The following is a 13,863-nucleotide window of genomic DNA, read 5'->3' as shown; positions in this document are numbered from 1 at the left end:
AGACTGATTCCCTCAAGGCGATGCAGCCGTCCGGCGACTCACCGTACTTGGCGACAGAATCTTTAACCAGCTTTGAACCATGATCTACTAAATTGCGTACTTGAACCGGCTAATCTGGCAAGTGCATGGAAACAGGTCAAAAGCAACAAGGGTGCTCCGGGTATTGATGGAGTCACTATTGAAGCTTATCCAGACTTTGCCAAACAGCATTGGCCTTCAGTGCGTCAAGCCTTATTGGACGGAACCTACCAGCCATCACCCGTGCGCCGACATGTTATAGAAAAGCCGGACGGCGGTGAGCGTTTGCTGGGAATCCCTACCGTGATGGATAGGGTCATACAGCAGGCCATTGTGCAGGTGCTGACCCCTGTCTTTGATCCGGGTTTCTCTCCAAACAGCTTCGGCTACCGACCGGGACGGTCAGCACACGACGGAGTCCGTCAGGTTAAGCAGTTGATCAACCGGGGGCTTCATTACGCTGTTGACGTTGATCTGAGTAAATTCTTTGATACGGTTAATCACGACGTTTTGATGTCGAGGGTCTCCCGTAAGGTCCGCGACAAACGCCTTCTGAAACTGATTGGTAGCTACCTGCGCTCCGGTGTCATGATTGAGGGCAATGTCTACCCGACCAGGGTTGGCATGCCACAGGGTGGGCCTTTATCACCCTTGCTGTCTAATGTGGTCCTCGACGAACTCGACAAGGAGCTTGAATATCGGGGTCATTGCTTTGCAAGATACTGTGATGATTTTGTGATTCTCGTCAAAAGTCAGCGTGCAGGGGATCGGGTGATGCACAGCATTACCCAATTCATTGAACGCAAATTGAAACTGAAGATTAACTCCCGGAAAAGTAAAGTTGTGAAAGCAACAGAAAGCGAATTCCTGAGTTTCACCTTCACAGGGAAGAAAGTTCGCTGGGCCCAGAAGTGTCTGGACCGATTCAAATACCGGATACTCAAGTTGACCAGTCGTCGCTGGGGTGTCTCAATGCAACATCGGTTACGCAAATTGGCACAATATATCCGGGGTTGGATGGGGTATTTCCGGTTATCGGAATATCACCGACCAATTCCCCTGCTGGATCAATGGATACGTCGGCGAATCCGTTGCTGCTTTCTGAAGCAATGGCGCAAGCCGAAAACCCGTTTTAAGAATCTGGTCAGGTTAGGCGTTGATAAAATTAACGCCGCCAAGATCGCAGCCAGCAGCAAAGGGTATTACCGTCTGAGTAAAACCTATGCGGTACAACAGGCACTGAATAACAGTTACCTCGCGAAAATTGGGCTTGTTTCATTGAAAGACTTATGGATCAGGTTTCACCATCATCGTTGAACCGCCCGGTGCGGACCCGCATGCCGGGTGCTGTGGGGAGGGCTGGAGAAAGACCGGCCCTTACCCGATTTCTATCATTTCTCACTGATAAAACAGGTCATGCTTCCACTTTCTCCTAAACCATGGTCAGAACTAACTTTTGGATGTGCTGATTTCCCCCTGTGTCAGCATAGTTGTCGCCTCTCCTGAAATTAGAAATCTCAACAGGGGGCGGTCTATGAGTAATCAATGGCCCGCTATTCAGAAGAGTTCAAAGAGTCCATGTAACTATTCAGCACTGAGCAAAGGCATATTACAGTAATTCCGAACAGCTCTATGAAGTGATTGATATATGTCCATTCCCTGTTTTCTGGCAGACGACAAATAGCTGCGAATCCGTGCAAACATAGAACCACCGTCTGCACTCCTGAAGCAGCCTGAGATTTTCTGCTTTAACTTGGCCATTCGAACATCCCGCTCACTGCCATTGTTATCGAAGGGAATGGTAAAATCTGACATGAAGCGCAGTGTCTCAGCCTTGAACTCAGTGAGTCGTTTGAAGAGATTGTAAGCTTTAGTATTCTTGACTTTCTTGCGCTGTAACTGTTCAGCACCCCCACATAAATCTGGAATTTTCTGATTTTTATACCATCCTCTTAAGCACCATTTTTCCACAATATTCGCCAGCATGATTCCAGAACTACCCGCAACTATGTCGGCTGAGATTCTCTTGAAAGAGAATGCAGAGCTGCGGATGAGAGTTGCCTGTCTGGAAGAGCGATGTCGAGAATTGGAAGAAAAGGTTGGCAAGAACAGTCAAAACAGCAGCAAGCCGCCATCGTCTGATGGTTATCAAAAACCTTGTAAAAACAGTAATTCTCCAGATCATTCTGACGACCTTTCCGCAGATAAAGGTACCGATCCATCGGATGAAAAACCCAATCCTAAAAGTCTGAGACAGTCTTCTGGTAATAAAGCCGGTGGAAAGAAAGGGCATCAGGGCACTTGTCTTAAACAGGTCGATATCCCTGACTATATTGAGTACCTTCCGGTTAAAGAATGCAATAAATGTCAGGCGTCTCTTCTTGATAGTGAGCCGGTCAAATATATTGAACGACAGGTGTTTGAACCAGGGAGACCGGGTGAATTTGAAGTAACGGCCCATAGAGCTGAAGTAAAAATCTGCACTTGTGGTTGTCGGAATCAGGCTGAATTCCCGGAAGGTGTTACCGCTGCTGCCGCACAATATGGCTCAGCCACACAGGCTATGGCCGTCTATCTTAACCAATACCATTTCCTGCCTTTTAAGCGCGTGTCAGAGTATTTTAATACTCTCTATAAAATGAGTGTAAGTGCAGGCACTGTCGCCAATTTTGTGGCCAGAACCTATGAAAATCTGGCTTCTACTGAAGAGGTTATTCGTGACGCCTTGCGGGAATCGTCTGTTGCCGGAGCCGATGAAACGGGTATGCGGGCCGAGGGCTCTTTGCACTGGCTACACGTTATGCGGGATGAACAATGGACGCTCTACTACTTGTCTGAAAAGCGAGGTCGTGAGGCCATGGACACGATGGGCATACTGCTAACATTTGCAGGCGTTCTGGTTCATGATCATTGGAAATCCTATTTTGCATATGCGGCAACTCACGTACTTTGCAATGCCCATCACCTGAGGGAGCTTTTGGGTGTTGTTGATAGGGACAGCAATCAACTGGCGTTGCGATTGATGAAGCTACTGAGGCTTTCCTGGCATTACTGCAAGGGCTTTAAGACCATAGGTATGCTACAGATGCCAAGTGTTGTCTGTGAACGAATCGAGAAGATTTATGACCGGTTGCTTCAGCGGGCTCTAATGAAAGAAGTCGTCTATATGGAGAAGCAACGAGAGGAGCTTAAGCGCAAGAAAGTCAAGAATACTAAAGCTTACAATCTCTTCAAACGACTCACTGAGTTCAAGGCTGAGACACTGCGCTTCATGTCAGATTTTACCATTCCCTTCGATAACAATGGCAGTGAGCGGGATGTTCGAATGGCCAAGTTAAAGCAGAAAATCTCAGGCTGCTTCAGGAGTGCAGACGGTGGTTCTATGTTTGCACGGATTCGCAGCTATTTGTCGTCGTGCCAGAAAACAGGGAATGGACATATATCAATCACTTCATAGAGCTGTTCGGAATTACTGTAATATGCCTTTGCTCAGTGCTGAATAGTTACCTTGCGCTTAAGCTCCTCTCGTTGCTTCTCCATATAGACGACTTCTTTCATTAGAGCCCGCTGAAGCAACCGGTCATAAATCTTCTCGATTCGTTCACAGACAACACTTGGCATCTGTAGCATACCTATGGTCTTAAAGCCCTTGCAGTAATGCCAGGAAAGCCTCAGTAGCTTCATCAATCGCAACGCCAGTTGATTGCTGTCCCTATCAACAACACCCAAAAGCTCCCTCAGGTGATGGGCATTGCAAAGTACGTGAGTTGCCGCATATGCAAAATAGGATTTCCAATGATCATGAACCAGAACGCCTGCAAATGTTAGCAGTATGCCCATCGTGTCCATGGCCTCACGACCTCGCTTTTCAGACAAGTAGTAGAGCGTCCATTGTTCATCCCGCATAACGTGTAGCCAGTGCAAAGAGCCCTCGGCCCGCATACCCGTTTCATCGGCTCCGGCAACAGACGATTCCCGCAAGGCGTCACGAATAACCTCTTCAGTAGAAGCCAGATTTTCATAGGTTCTGGCCACAAAATTGGCGACAGTGCCTGCACTTACACTCATTTTATAGAGAGTATTAAAATACTCTGACACGCGCTTAAAAGGCAGGAAATGGTATTGGTTAAGATAGACGGCCATAGCCTGTGTGGCTGAGCCATATTGTGCGGCAGCGGTAACACCTTCCGGGAATTCAGCCTGATTCCGACAACCACAAGTGCAGATTTTTACTTCAGCTCTATGGGCCGTTACTTCAAATTCACCCGGTCTCCCTGGTTCAAACACCTGTCGTTCAATATATTTGACCGGCTCACTATCAAGAAGAGACGCCTGACATTTATTGCATTCTTTAACCGGAAGGTACTCAATATAGTCAGGGATATCGACCTGTTTAAGACAAGTGCCCTGATGCCCTTTCTTTCCACCGGCTTTATTACCAGAAGACTGTCTCAGACTTTTAGGATTGGGTTTTTCATCCGATGGATCGGTACCTTTATCTGCGGAAAGGTCGTCAGAATGATCTGGAGAATTACTGTTTTTACAAGGTTTTTGATAACCATCAGACGATGGCGGCTTGCTGCTGTTTTGACTGTTCTTGCCAACCTTTTCTTCCAATTCTCGACATCGCTCTTCCAGACAGGCAACTCTCATCCGCAGCTCTGCATTCTCTTTCAAGAGAATCTCAGCCGACATAGTTGCGGGTAGTTCTGGAATCATGCTGGCGAATATTGTGGAAAAATGGTGCTTAAGAGGATGGTATAAAAATCAGAAAATTCCAGATTTATGTGGGGGTGCTGAACAGTTACCATTCATCTATCACGTAGACAGCACCATCCCGGTTTCGGGAACTGGACTGCAGCAAAGTCCTCAAAGCATCGTGACAACTCAAGCCGGGCCTGAATCCGTATGAGCACGGTAGAAACAGCGGTTCGTATATCTTGCCAGGGATTTGACTGGCTGCAAGTTGCACCAGTTTGTCTTCAAAGCAGGATATGACCAGTGGCCGTTTGCTCCCATCCTCTTTCGGGATTTCAGTGACCCTCGCGGGTTTTGGCCTGTAAGTCCCACGGCGAATGCGCTGGAGAAGGTGTTTCAGATTTTCATCCAGTTTTACGCCGTAAGTCTCCTTTGTCTCACGGTCAATACCTACGGCTTTATTCCCGTCCAACCGATGGAATTGCTCCTTCAGCATGTCAACATTTAGCAGGTGACCAAGGTTATTGAACACTATTTGTCTGTCGTATGCTGATTTCTCACCTATGCGCTCAAGTTTCGTTAACCATGCTTGTCCGTCGTTGCTGAGTACGGTCATTGTTTCTCTCTCACGCTCGATCTATCTGCCAGCCCTTCGCTCCACGGTCGTTACCCGCTTCATCACTACTATGACTGACTCCGACTTCCTAGAGCCATCTGTAAAGCCTCGTGTTTTGCACTTGTACTTAACATACTCAATCCTTTGAGAGCCCTATGGATCTCCTGGGTTCAGTCGTATATCTCTATAAACTCGCCGACGCCTGCGACTCCGGTGGGTAGTGCTGCTCGGATTCCCAGACTGACCTTACACAGCACTCTTGGGCCTGCTGCCTGCATAAGAGCATCGGCACCCACAACAAGTGGTATTTCGGAGCTGTCACGTTCACCATTTGGTTTCGGCTCGGATATTTCGCTGTCTACGCTTCATCACTTTCGTTACCTTCAGCAACGCAAGACTCGCTATACGGTGGAGCTGGTTCTCCTTCCGCAACGGGACTTTCACCCGCAAGATATACGCCGCTTATCCCAGCGCACTATGCATTCCCACGCGGGACCCACAGGGCCTAAAAGCGTGGGAACGAGGGTTTTGCGACACCCTCTCCCCCGTGGGAATGCAGACCCTCACTAATCGATCAGTGGTTGGTTGGCCCTCTCTGTTGAAAATGACGCATTCATTATTACTTGGCTGTGCTGATTCGGGTGGTTTTTTCATCGCATCATCCCATCCATGGTTACTCACATGCAGATCCAGATTCCCTGAGCCGTGGCCGGTGGTGATGGCAAGGTTCTTCAGGTGTTCGTTGCACCTGACAAAATAGTAACTGGTTTGATTACCGTCGGGCAGGCATACGGTCCGGCCGATCAGTAGTCTCGAACCATTTTTTGGCGCGAGAGTGATTGAGTAAAAACTGTCGCAAGGTATGGCCATGAACACTACCCTTTTTCATGCATATGGTTTTACCCGGTTTGAGTGTGACCATGTCAACAGCATGATGATCCGAACAAGCATTCGGTGAGGGCAGGGTCATTCGATTCGGGAAACCGGGGTTAGAGTTACCGATGAATTGGAAGGTGTGCCTCAGATGATCTGGCCGGGCTCCTGCTATTGGCCGGGACAGGTGAGTCAGCACGGACTCTGCAGCCAGTGCTGGGATGCTGGCTCAGTGTAATCGTTAAAATCAGGCCATTCCCTTTAAGAAAAGGAGTGACTAAAGATAATTATCGTTATTTTGACAGCATGAAACACTTGCCTGAATTCAAGAGTTCAGATGATGGAAAACGTTTCCTTGCAATGCAGAGCGGACCATTTACCCCATCTTGTTGATTGAACTTCATTGCCGCCAGGTGGTCTATAGAACAGGTTACTTCGGAATGAAGGTTAAAATACGATGCACGCTCTCCCTGAACTGTCATCAGCCTTATCCCATGTGCACAAGGTTGGCGTAAAAAAAGATGCCGCTTCCCAAACCGAATATTGTTGCCAGGCGCCAACGACCAATGGCAGGACTGTCAGCTATGCACAACCGAGCCTGTCGGTCCCGGATAACGGTACTACGGCAGAAAAATCTTTGTCTGATTACGGCGTACAGTTTGCCAGAGAGGTCTTACAGGCTGGTCTGCAGGGTAGCAACAAGCTGATGCGCAATGTCGCAGGTTTCGCCTACAGGCAAGCGATGGAATCGGAGCAACTCTCCCTCGTTTGTCCGGGCATAAAAGAGAGTCTGGCGCTGTTGGCGGCGATGCCCTCTCTGGCGGGTGCATACCCGGTCAGTACCAGGCCAGCATGTCCTGATGGGGCGTTTGGCTGCAGCATGACCTATACAAACAATAATGGGTCAAAGGCAGCTACCTCGTACACGCTATCCTCCGCCTATCCAACAACAAACCTGACCACGACTGCTGAACCCACCGCTTTTTACAACACCTCCGGTTTTTTCGTACTGCTAAGTGTGTGCGGACTAATTGGCGTCCCTATTTGCTCAATGATCGGTTACAGTTACTGCAGCGACGTCTATAACAGCTATAAGTTACTCAAACGTGAAAACCCCGAAGCGTCAAACTGCCAGGCTATTCGTGCAGCATTCAATCACCGGGATTATTACGGGCAATCTCTGTCTTTGTTTCGCTCACCGGATGATAGGATTCGATTACCCGTTCGTCCCGCTCCAAGTGCCCCTGTGCCGACCGCACCAACGACCTGTGAACAGGCTACGCAAACCACCTGCGAGCAGGGAACACAAACAGAACACATGGTTAATGAAACGGCACTGCACGGGCAGCAACCACCCACCTATGCAGAAGCAACAGCCCAGGCCCGGGCTGGTGAATGTTAGCAAGCAGGCTGAATGTAAAAATAAGCAATACAGAGAACCTGAACCAATCCTGAAGTTAATGGTCAAAATAATTATCAAAGTGTTTCACTAAGTATTGTTAACAAAGAAAGGGAGTTGATAATGAAAGCTTATAATGATAATTATTTTCCACTCAATATTGCCGAAAGCTACGAAAGCCTTGATAGCAATCACTCTGTCACTCCCTCTTTTGACTACCGAAAGGTATCAGAAGCCAGCAACCAATCAAGCAACAGTTTGATACCCGCTTCACAAACCACCTGGCCAACAGCAACGCAAAATGCTAAGTCTGTTACCACCCGATGTGCAAGAAAAAACACCCATGAGGAAAATCTACAAATAATGGAAGCAATTAAAAAGGGTAATTTTGAAGAACTGGAGAAATTTCATGAGGCTGGCCTGACTATTACCGCAACGATTAATATAACCTTCCCTTTTCTGTTTGATCCATTCTTCCATGCTGCGATGAATAATAATAAAGAGCTATTTAAATTTATGATTGAAAAAGCCGGAACACCAGAGGCAATTGATGATTTTGGTCAACTTGTATTAATGCTTATAGAAAACGATCAACTGGAATTTATTGAACTACTTGAACAGTTTAACTGGTTAAGTGATAGCTATGCTATTGACATTCATGACCGTCTTCGCTGTATCCCCATGATCAATATTGCCATAATCACAGATTCCCCAAAAACAATAGCATGGTTGCTGGATAAAAAAATTGATCCCACTATAAAAGCTCGACTTTAGAGTCTGTATAAAACGATAATTCGGTCAGCTTTTTATAGTGAAGCAAGCCGAAATCAGTGAACTGTTTTTCCAAGTTCGTTATTACTTCCGTTTTTTGCCTAAAAGCCTTTAGTTATGCTGCTTCTGAATTATCCGGTATTAACTGGTCGATCAGATCGCGAAAATTGAACTCATATTTTTGCTTATATCTGTTCCAGCCCTTGCGAATAGAGAACCTCGGAATAATTCCTGAAAGAGCAATTTTCATCATGCCTGCAGTGGTTGTATCCGGGCTTCTCCAGGGTATCCGAGAAATATTCAGACATGCCTGATTTTTACAAACGGTTAATAACTGCAATAATGCATAGCCTGCCATTTTCAAATGCATCCATCGAAGCAGTGTTCGCAATTTCTGCTGCCATAAATGGCAACAGCCAAAAGCATGTTTGAGTTGGTGAAACATTGGCTCTACCGGCCATCTCCGGGAATAGGCACGAAGCACCTCCAGTCCCTCAAGTTCCGGATTGGTCGAGATGAATATTCTGCTTTCGGTCAGACCTTTGTCATTTTCAAAGCGACTCCAGACGACGCGTACTTCACGACCTTTAAGGAATCTGGCGCGACAGATCAGGGTACGATAACGTATTTTGCGAAATTTGCCGTACATCCATACTGTTGCTTTTTCTTCCGGCAGTTTCTTAACCTGTTCTGTCGTCATCTTGATGCCGTACTTTTTTGGGCGCCCTCGCTTCTTTACGGTGGGTGCTGGCGGCAAAGCATAGAGGGCCCGATTTGAAGGTATCTGACCAACAACTTCTATGTTCATTTCCAGAGCTGGCTTTATCAGTGTCCAGTTCATATACCAGCAATCGGTTAGCAGGCGTAGCACTCGATCCTTCACTTCATTGCGTACCACCCTGAGCATGGCCACGGCAATTTTCAGTTTGCTGGTGTTACCTGAAGCTGGTGTCGGAAATGAGATCACCGGTATGGCGGTAAATACTTCATCTGCAGCCCGCTCAAATATGATGGCCAGGGAAACCCAACACTGCCCCCAGATGTACGTCGGCCGATTGCGTTTCTTGCTGTGTTGATGATGTGTACGACAAGCAGGGGCTTTGTCGGAAAACCGTTCGATTACCCAGTCATCAAGCCCCAGGACCACAGGTTGATTCTCAGGAGCTTTGGAGCAGACCAGACGGATCAAGTGGCGTGCCAAGTTCTTCCATTGCCACTTGCCCTGAGATAGCCAGTGGTGGTAGCTGCTCCACACACAATGAAAATCAATTGTTAACAACGCCTGTGTAACAAAGCCGTCGGCTGAAAGCATGCAACCGAACAGCAGTTCGCAGAACGTTGGTACTGCAGTTGATGATAGCGCTCCAGCAAGAAAGGTTGTATATGAAGCGAGCTCCCTGAGGATTACTTGATGATCTGAAGTGAGCATGGCAACCATCTCGAATTTCGTCATTGGGGATGGTTGCTTTTAGCAGATTATGCGCCGGAACTATTGTGCTCTTAAAACTCTAAAGTCGAGTATAAAAGCCAAGCATCTCTATGAGCGTGATTATCCTTCATGGTGGACGCATAATGCCTTTGATCTGGCAATTGATAAAAAAGACTTGATATTGCTACATGAGTTAATGATCAAATTTGCCAAGGCCAATGGCAATTATATACCGCTTAAGGAGACATTATGGCTTAAAAAAATTATGATTTGTAGTAAGATGGACAGTATCGAATTGATTCTCAATGGGTTGAAAAAAATTCAGAATTTCTCCGAGATAGCAAAATTTCTGGCAGAAGAAGCATACAAAAAGAATAAAATTGATTTTGTGGAGCTGCTGATCTGTCAATATGGTAATGAACTTTTGTAACTGTTCAGCACCCCCACATAAATCTGGAATTTTCTGATTTTTATACCATCCTCTTAAGCACCATTTTTCCACAATATTCGCCAGCATGATTCCAGAACTACCCGCAACTATGTCGGCTGAGATTCTCTTGAAAGAGAATGCAGAGCTGCGGATGAGAGTTGCCTGTCTGGAAGAGCGATGTCGAGAATTGGAAGAAAAGGTTGGCAAGAACAGTCAAAACAGCAGCAAGCCGCCATCGTCTGATGGTTATCAAAAACCTTGTAAAAACAGTAATTCTCCAGATCATTCTGACGACCTTTCCGCAGATAAAGGTACCGATCCATCGGATGAAAACCCAATCCTAAAAGTCTGAGACAGTCTTCTGGTAATAAAGCCGGTGGAAAGAAAGGGCATCAGGGCACTTGTCTTAAACAGGTCGATATCCCTGACTATATTGAGTACCTTCCGGTTAAAGAATGCAATAAATGTCAGGCGTCTCTTCTTGATAGTGAGCCGGTCAAATATATTGAACGACAGGTGTTTGAACCAGGGAGACCGGGTGAATTTGAAGTAACGGCCCATAGAGCTGAAGTAAAAATCTGCACTTGTGGTTGTCGGAATCAGGCTGAATTCCCGGAAGGTGTTACCGCTGCCGCACAATATGGCTCAGCCACACAGGCTATGGCCGTCTATCTTAACCAATACCATTTCCTGCCTTTTAAGCGCGTGTCAGAGTATTTTAATACTCTCTATAAAATGAGTGTAAGTGCAGGCACTGTCGCCAATTTTGTGGCCAGAACCTATGAAAATCTGGCTTCTACTGAAGAGGTTATTCGTGACGCCTTGCGGGAATCGTCTGTTGCCGGAGCCGATGAAACGGGTATGCGGGCCGAGGGCTCTTTGCACTGGCTACACGTTATGCGGGATGAACAATGGACGCTCTACTACTTGTCTGAAAAGCGAGGTCGTGAGGCCATGGACACGATGGGCATACTGCTAACATTTGCAGGCGTTCTGGTTCATGATCATTGGAAATCCTATTTTGCATATGCGGCAACTCACGTACTTTGCAATGCCCATCACCTGAGGGAGCTTTTGGGTGTTGTTGATAGGGACAGCAATCAACTGGCGTTGCGATTGATGAAGCTACTGAGGCTTTCCTGGCATTACTGCAAGGGCTTTAAGACCATAGGTATGCTACAGATGCCAAGTGTTGTCTGTGAACGAATCGAGAAGATTTATGACCGGTTGCTTCAGCGGGCTCTAATGAAAGAAGTCGTCTATATGGAGAAGCAACGAGAGGAGCTTAAGCGCAAGAAAGTCAAGAATACTAAAGCTTACAATCTCTTCAAACGACTCACTGAGTTCAAGGCTGAGACACTGCGCTTCATGTCAGATTTTACCATTCCCTTCGATAACAATGGCAGTGAGCGGGATGTTCGAATGGCCAAGTTAAAGCAGAAAATCTCAGGCTGCTTCAGGAGTGCAGACGGTGGTTCTATGTTTGCACGGATTCGCAGCTATTTGTCGTCTGCCAGAAAACAGGGAATGGACATATATCAATCACTTCATAGAGCTGTTCGGAATTACTGTAATATGCCTTTGCTCAGTGCTGAATAGTTACCAGACAAGTAGTAGAGCGTCCATTGTTCATCCCGCATAACGTGTAGCCAGTGCAAAGAGCCCTCGGCCCGCATACCCGTTTCATCGGCTCCGGCAACAGACGATTCCCGCAAGGCGTCACGAATAACCTCTTCAGTAGAAGCCAGATTTTCATAGGTTCTGGCCACAAAATTGGCGACAGTGCCTGCACTTACACTCATTTTATAGAGAGTATTAAAATACTCTGACACGCGCTTAAAAGGCAGGAAATGGTATTGGTTAAGATAGACGGCCATAGCCTGTGTGGCTGAGCCATATTGTGCGGCAGCGGTAACACCTTCCGGGAATTCAGCCTGATTCCGACAACCACAAGTGCAGATTTTTACTTCACTCTATGGGCCGTTACTTCAAATTCACCCGGTCTCCCTGGTTCAAACACCTGTCGTTCAATATATTTGACCGGCTCACTATCAAGAAGAGACGCCTGACATTTATTGCATTCTTTAACCGGAAGGTACTCAATATAGTCAGGGATATCGACCTGTTTAAGACAAGTGCCCTGATGCCCTTTCTTTCCACCGGCTTTATTACCAGAAGACTGTCTCAGACTTTTAGGATTGGGTTTTTCATCCGATGGATCGGTACCTTTATCTGCGGAAAGGTCGTCAGAATGATCTGGAGAATTACTGTTTTTACAAGGTTTTTGATAACCATCAGACGATGGCGGCTTGCTGCTGTTTTGACTGTTCTTGCCAACCTTTTCTTCCAATTCTCGACATCGCTCTTCCAGACAGGCAACTCTCATCCGCAGCTCTGCATTCTCTTTCAAGAGAATCTCAGCCGACATAGTTGCGGGTAGTTCTGGAATCATGCTGGCGAATATTGTGGAAAAATGGTGCTTAAGAGGATGGTATAAAAATCAGAAAATTCCAGATTTATGTGGGGGTGCTGAACAGTTACGAACTTTTTAAAAATTGGAATATCTGGCAGCAACCACAAGAGAAGGTGTTTCAGTTTCTAGTAAAAATTTCTTCTTCATCTGAATCAAAAATCAGTGTTGACCATTTGCAAATACTGATCAAGGACAATGTGCCTGACTTGAAAATGATTTCCTGGTTGTTAGAAAATAGCTTCCAGCATCTGCAAAATGAACCATCATGTCTGGCATCGTCTAAGGTACGGGCTTCTGTTTTGCCGCTGATCAAAGCCTGTGTTAACCTCGGTGCTACTGCCAATGCTGAGTACATGCTTGCCTTTGCCATGGGTCAAGGTAATTTGGCATTGTTCGACAAATCATTAACCACTGTTATAGAGTCAGCACAAAGAGCAGATGCCTTAAAAAGATCTAAGGGACTGCTTCGGAGTGTTATGGGGCTTGTCAATTCACGGCGTGAAAAAGAAAAAACACCTTCCGCTGGCATACACAACAAGTCTTTTCAAGATTTAATCACCAGATTATGCAGTCGAGCCATAACATTTGAGTTTTCAGAGAATACATTAACAATGATCTTGTCCCTTGTTGATAGAGGAGCAGATGCTTACTGGGCTAAGTTCCCTTTAATGGTTGGTGGTAGTTTTAATAGCTGTAGATATTCAGGTATTAAACAGAAATACTGAAACGCTATTAAAATTAAATATCAGCCATTGCCAGCTAAGAAATCCACTGAGCAAGGTCTTTCACTGCTCTTCCCAAGCCCTATGCTCTGTTGGTTTTTCTCAAGTACCTATAATAAATCTAAGTACTTATTACTCCAAGGTATGAAGAAAAAAACAACGCCAACCACTAAAGGGAACATAGCCTGCTTACTGTATTTTAGACAGATTAATTGAAAAGAGATGTTTTGCTAAAAAAGTTTAGGCTCTTTTCGTATTGCAGACTGCTGATTTCATAAATCAGGCTGGAATCCTCCTGTGGCAGGGCTTGGCAATATTTAGCCAGCAGTTTCCTGAAGGCATTGTATATCAAGGCCTTTGGCCAATTTTCATTGCAGAGCAGTCTGTAACCCCCCCTGTGTCAGCATAGTTGTCGCCTCTCCTGAAATTAGAAA

The 13,863-nt window shown here is 46.2% G+C and carries 14 protein-coding genes; 8 read left to right on the top strand and 6 right to left on the bottom strand.

The genetic code is table 11. The features are described from left to right. The first annotated feature begins 72 nt into the window (after nucleotides 1-72). Nucleotides 73-1,335, top strand: a complete 1,263-nt coding sequence (gene ltrA / locus MJO57_RS26125) for a group II intron reverse transcriptase/maturase (RefSeq protein WP_252017357.1) — start codon at nucleotides 73-75, stop codon at nucleotides 1,333-1,335. A 267-nt stretch (nucleotides 1,336-1,602) separates the two neighbouring features. On the opposite strand, the gene MJO57_RS26120 is transcribed toward ltrA, so the two are convergent. Beyond that, complete coding sequence (locus MJO57_RS26120; RefSeq protein WP_252019942.1) at nucleotides 1,603-2,004, bottom strand: transposase; 402 nt, start codon at nucleotides 2,002-2,004, stop codon at nucleotides 1,603-1,605. On the opposite strand from MJO57_RS26120, the gene MJO57_RS26115 reads away from it, so the two are divergent. After that, the gene (locus MJO57_RS26115; protein ID WP_252019940.1) at nucleotides 2,003-3,475 is read left to right on the top strand and encodes an IS66 family transposase; all 1,473 of its coding nucleotides are present in this window, start codon (nucleotides 2,003-2,005) and stop codon (nucleotides 3,473-3,475) included. The two genes, MJO57_RS26120 and MJO57_RS26115, sit on opposite strands and share 2 nt — an antisense overlap. 32 nt (nucleotides 3,476-3,507) lie before the next feature. Here the strand turns inward: MJO57_RS26115 and MJO57_RS26110 are convergent, their stop codons facing one another. Next, nucleotides 3,508-4,737, bottom strand: a complete 1,230-nt coding sequence (locus MJO57_RS26110) for an IS66 family transposase (RefSeq protein ID WP_252019938.1) — start codon at nucleotides 4,735-4,737, stop codon at nucleotides 3,508-3,510. Here MJO57_RS26110 and MJO57_RS26105 point away from each other — a divergent pair. The 3 genes from MJO57_RS26105 to MJO57_RS26095 all read left to right on the top strand — a co-directional run bounded on the left by MJO57_RS26105 (nucleotide 4,736) and on the right by MJO57_RS26095 (nucleotide 8,378). Further along, entirely contained in the window at nucleotides 4,736-4,930 is a 195-nt protein-coding gene (locus MJO57_RS26105; protein ID WP_252019936.1) for a hypothetical protein, read from the top strand. The genes MJO57_RS26110 and MJO57_RS26105 overlap by 2 nt on opposite strands. Nucleotides 4,931-6,662: 1,732 nt before the next feature. Continuing rightward, nucleotides 6,663-7,607: a hypothetical protein gene (locus MJO57_RS26100; protein ID WP_252019934.1), complete on the top strand. Its 945-nt coding sequence runs from the start codon at nucleotides 6,663-6,665 to the stop codon at nucleotides 7,605-7,607. Nucleotides 7,608-7,727: 120 nt separating this feature from the next. After that, a complete protein-coding gene (locus MJO57_RS26095; RefSeq protein WP_252019932.1) occupies nucleotides 7,728-8,378 on the top strand; it encodes an ankyrin repeat domain-containing protein in 651 nt (216 codons plus the stop codon). A gap of 112 nt (nucleotides 8,379-8,490) precedes the next feature. On the opposite strand, the gene MJO57_RS26090 is transcribed toward MJO57_RS26095, so the two are convergent. After that, nucleotides 8,491-9,828 (bottom strand): transposase, encoded by a 1,338-nt coding sequence (locus MJO57_RS26090; RefSeq protein WP_252017304.1) that lies wholly within the window; start codon nucleotides 9,826-9,828, stop codon nucleotides 8,491-8,493. Between the two features lie 223 nt (nucleotides 9,829-10,051). After that, on the bottom strand, nucleotides 10,052-10,321 hold the full coding sequence (locus tag MJO57_RS26085; protein WP_252019930.1) for a hypothetical protein: 270 nt from the start codon (nucleotides 10,319-10,321) through the stop codon (nucleotides 10,052-10,054). Here MJO57_RS26085 and MJO57_RS26080 point away from each other — a divergent pair. Together MJO57_RS26080 and MJO57_RS26075 are read left to right on the top strand one after the other, a co-directional pair. Further along, on the top strand, nucleotides 10,320-10,586 hold the full coding sequence (locus tag MJO57_RS26080) for a DUF6444 domain-containing protein (protein ID WP_252019928.1): 267 nt from the start codon (nucleotides 10,320-10,322) through the stop codon (nucleotides 10,584-10,586). The two genes, MJO57_RS26085 and MJO57_RS26080, sit on opposite strands and share 2 nt — an antisense overlap. After that, on the top strand, nucleotides 10,583-11,833 hold the full coding sequence (locus tag MJO57_RS26075; RefSeq protein ID WP_256493353.1) for an IS66 family transposase: 1,251 nt from the start codon (nucleotides 10,583-10,585) through the stop codon (nucleotides 11,831-11,833). The genes MJO57_RS26080 and MJO57_RS26075 overlap by 4 nt, the downstream gene beginning before the upstream one ends. Here MJO57_RS26075 and MJO57_RS26070 read toward each other — a convergent pair. Further along, nucleotides 11,800-12,195 carry a transposase gene (locus MJO57_RS26070; protein ID WP_256493382.1) on the bottom strand — a complete coding sequence of 132 codons (396 nt, stop codon included), beginning with the start codon at nucleotides 12,193-12,195 and terminating at the stop codon, nucleotides 11,800-11,802. The genes MJO57_RS26075 and MJO57_RS26070 overlap by 34 nt on opposite strands. 2 nt (nucleotides 12,196-12,197) lie before the next feature. Further along, a complete protein-coding gene (locus MJO57_RS26065; protein WP_252019924.1) occupies nucleotides 12,198-12,686 on the bottom strand; it encodes a DUF6444 domain-containing protein in 489 nt (162 codons plus the stop codon). Between the two features lie 74 nt (nucleotides 12,687-12,760). Between MJO57_RS26065 and MJO57_RS26060 the strand changes: the two genes are divergently transcribed. Further along, nucleotides 12,761-13,432, top strand: a complete 672-nt coding sequence (locus tag MJO57_RS26060) for a hypothetical protein (RefSeq protein ID WP_252019922.1) — start codon at nucleotides 12,761-12,763, stop codon at nucleotides 13,430-13,432. The last annotated feature ends 431 nt before the right edge of the window (nucleotides 13,433-13,863 follow it).

Source organism: Endozoicomonas sp. SCSIO W0465, assembly GCF_023716865.1.
Lineage (GTDB): Bacteria > Pseudomonadota > Gammaproteobacteria > Pseudomonadales > Endozoicomonadaceae > Endozoicomonas.
Note: the sequence above shows the minus strand (reverse complement) of the source record. Positions and strands in the feature narration are given on the sequence as shown.

Excerpts from the sequence above, each read along its gene's own strand:
- MJO57_RS26115 (WP_252019940.1), top strand. The coding sequence starts at position 2,003 with ATGATTCCAGAACTACCCGCAACTATGTCGGCTGAGATTCTCTTGAAA.
- MJO57_RS26120 (WP_252019942.1), bottom strand. The coding sequence starts at position 2,004 with ATGCTGGCGAATATTGTGGAAAAATGGTGCTTAAGAGGATGGTATAAA.
- MJO57_RS26105 (WP_252019936.1), top strand. The coding sequence starts at position 4,736 with ATGCTGGCGAATATTGTGGAAAAATGGTGCTTAAGAGGATGGTATAAA.
- MJO57_RS26110 (WP_252019938.1), bottom strand. The coding sequence starts at position 4,737 with ATGATTCCAGAACTACCCGCAACTATGTCGGCTGAGATTCTCTTGAAA.
- MJO57_RS26100 (WP_252019934.1), top strand. The coding sequence starts at position 6,663 with ATGCACGCTCTCCCTGAACTGTCATCAGCCTTATCCCATGTGCACAAG.
- MJO57_RS26095 (WP_252019932.1), top strand. The coding sequence starts at position 7,728 with ATGAAAGCTTATAATGATAATTATTTTCCACTCAATATTGCCGAAAGC.
- MJO57_RS26090 (WP_252017304.1), bottom strand. The coding sequence starts at position 9,828 with ATGACGAAATTCGAGATGGTTGCCATGCTCACTTCAGATCATCAAGTA.
- MJO57_RS26080 (WP_252019928.1), top strand. The coding sequence starts at position 10,320 with ATGATTCCAGAACTACCCGCAACTATGTCGGCTGAGATTCTCTTGAAA.
- MJO57_RS26085 (WP_252019930.1), bottom strand. The coding sequence starts at position 10,321 with ATGCTGGCGAATATTGTGGAAAAATGGTGCTTAAGAGGATGGTATAAA.
- MJO57_RS26065 (WP_252019924.1), bottom strand. The coding sequence starts at position 12,686 with ATGATTCCAGAACTACCCGCAACTATGTCGGCTGAGATTCTCTTGAAA.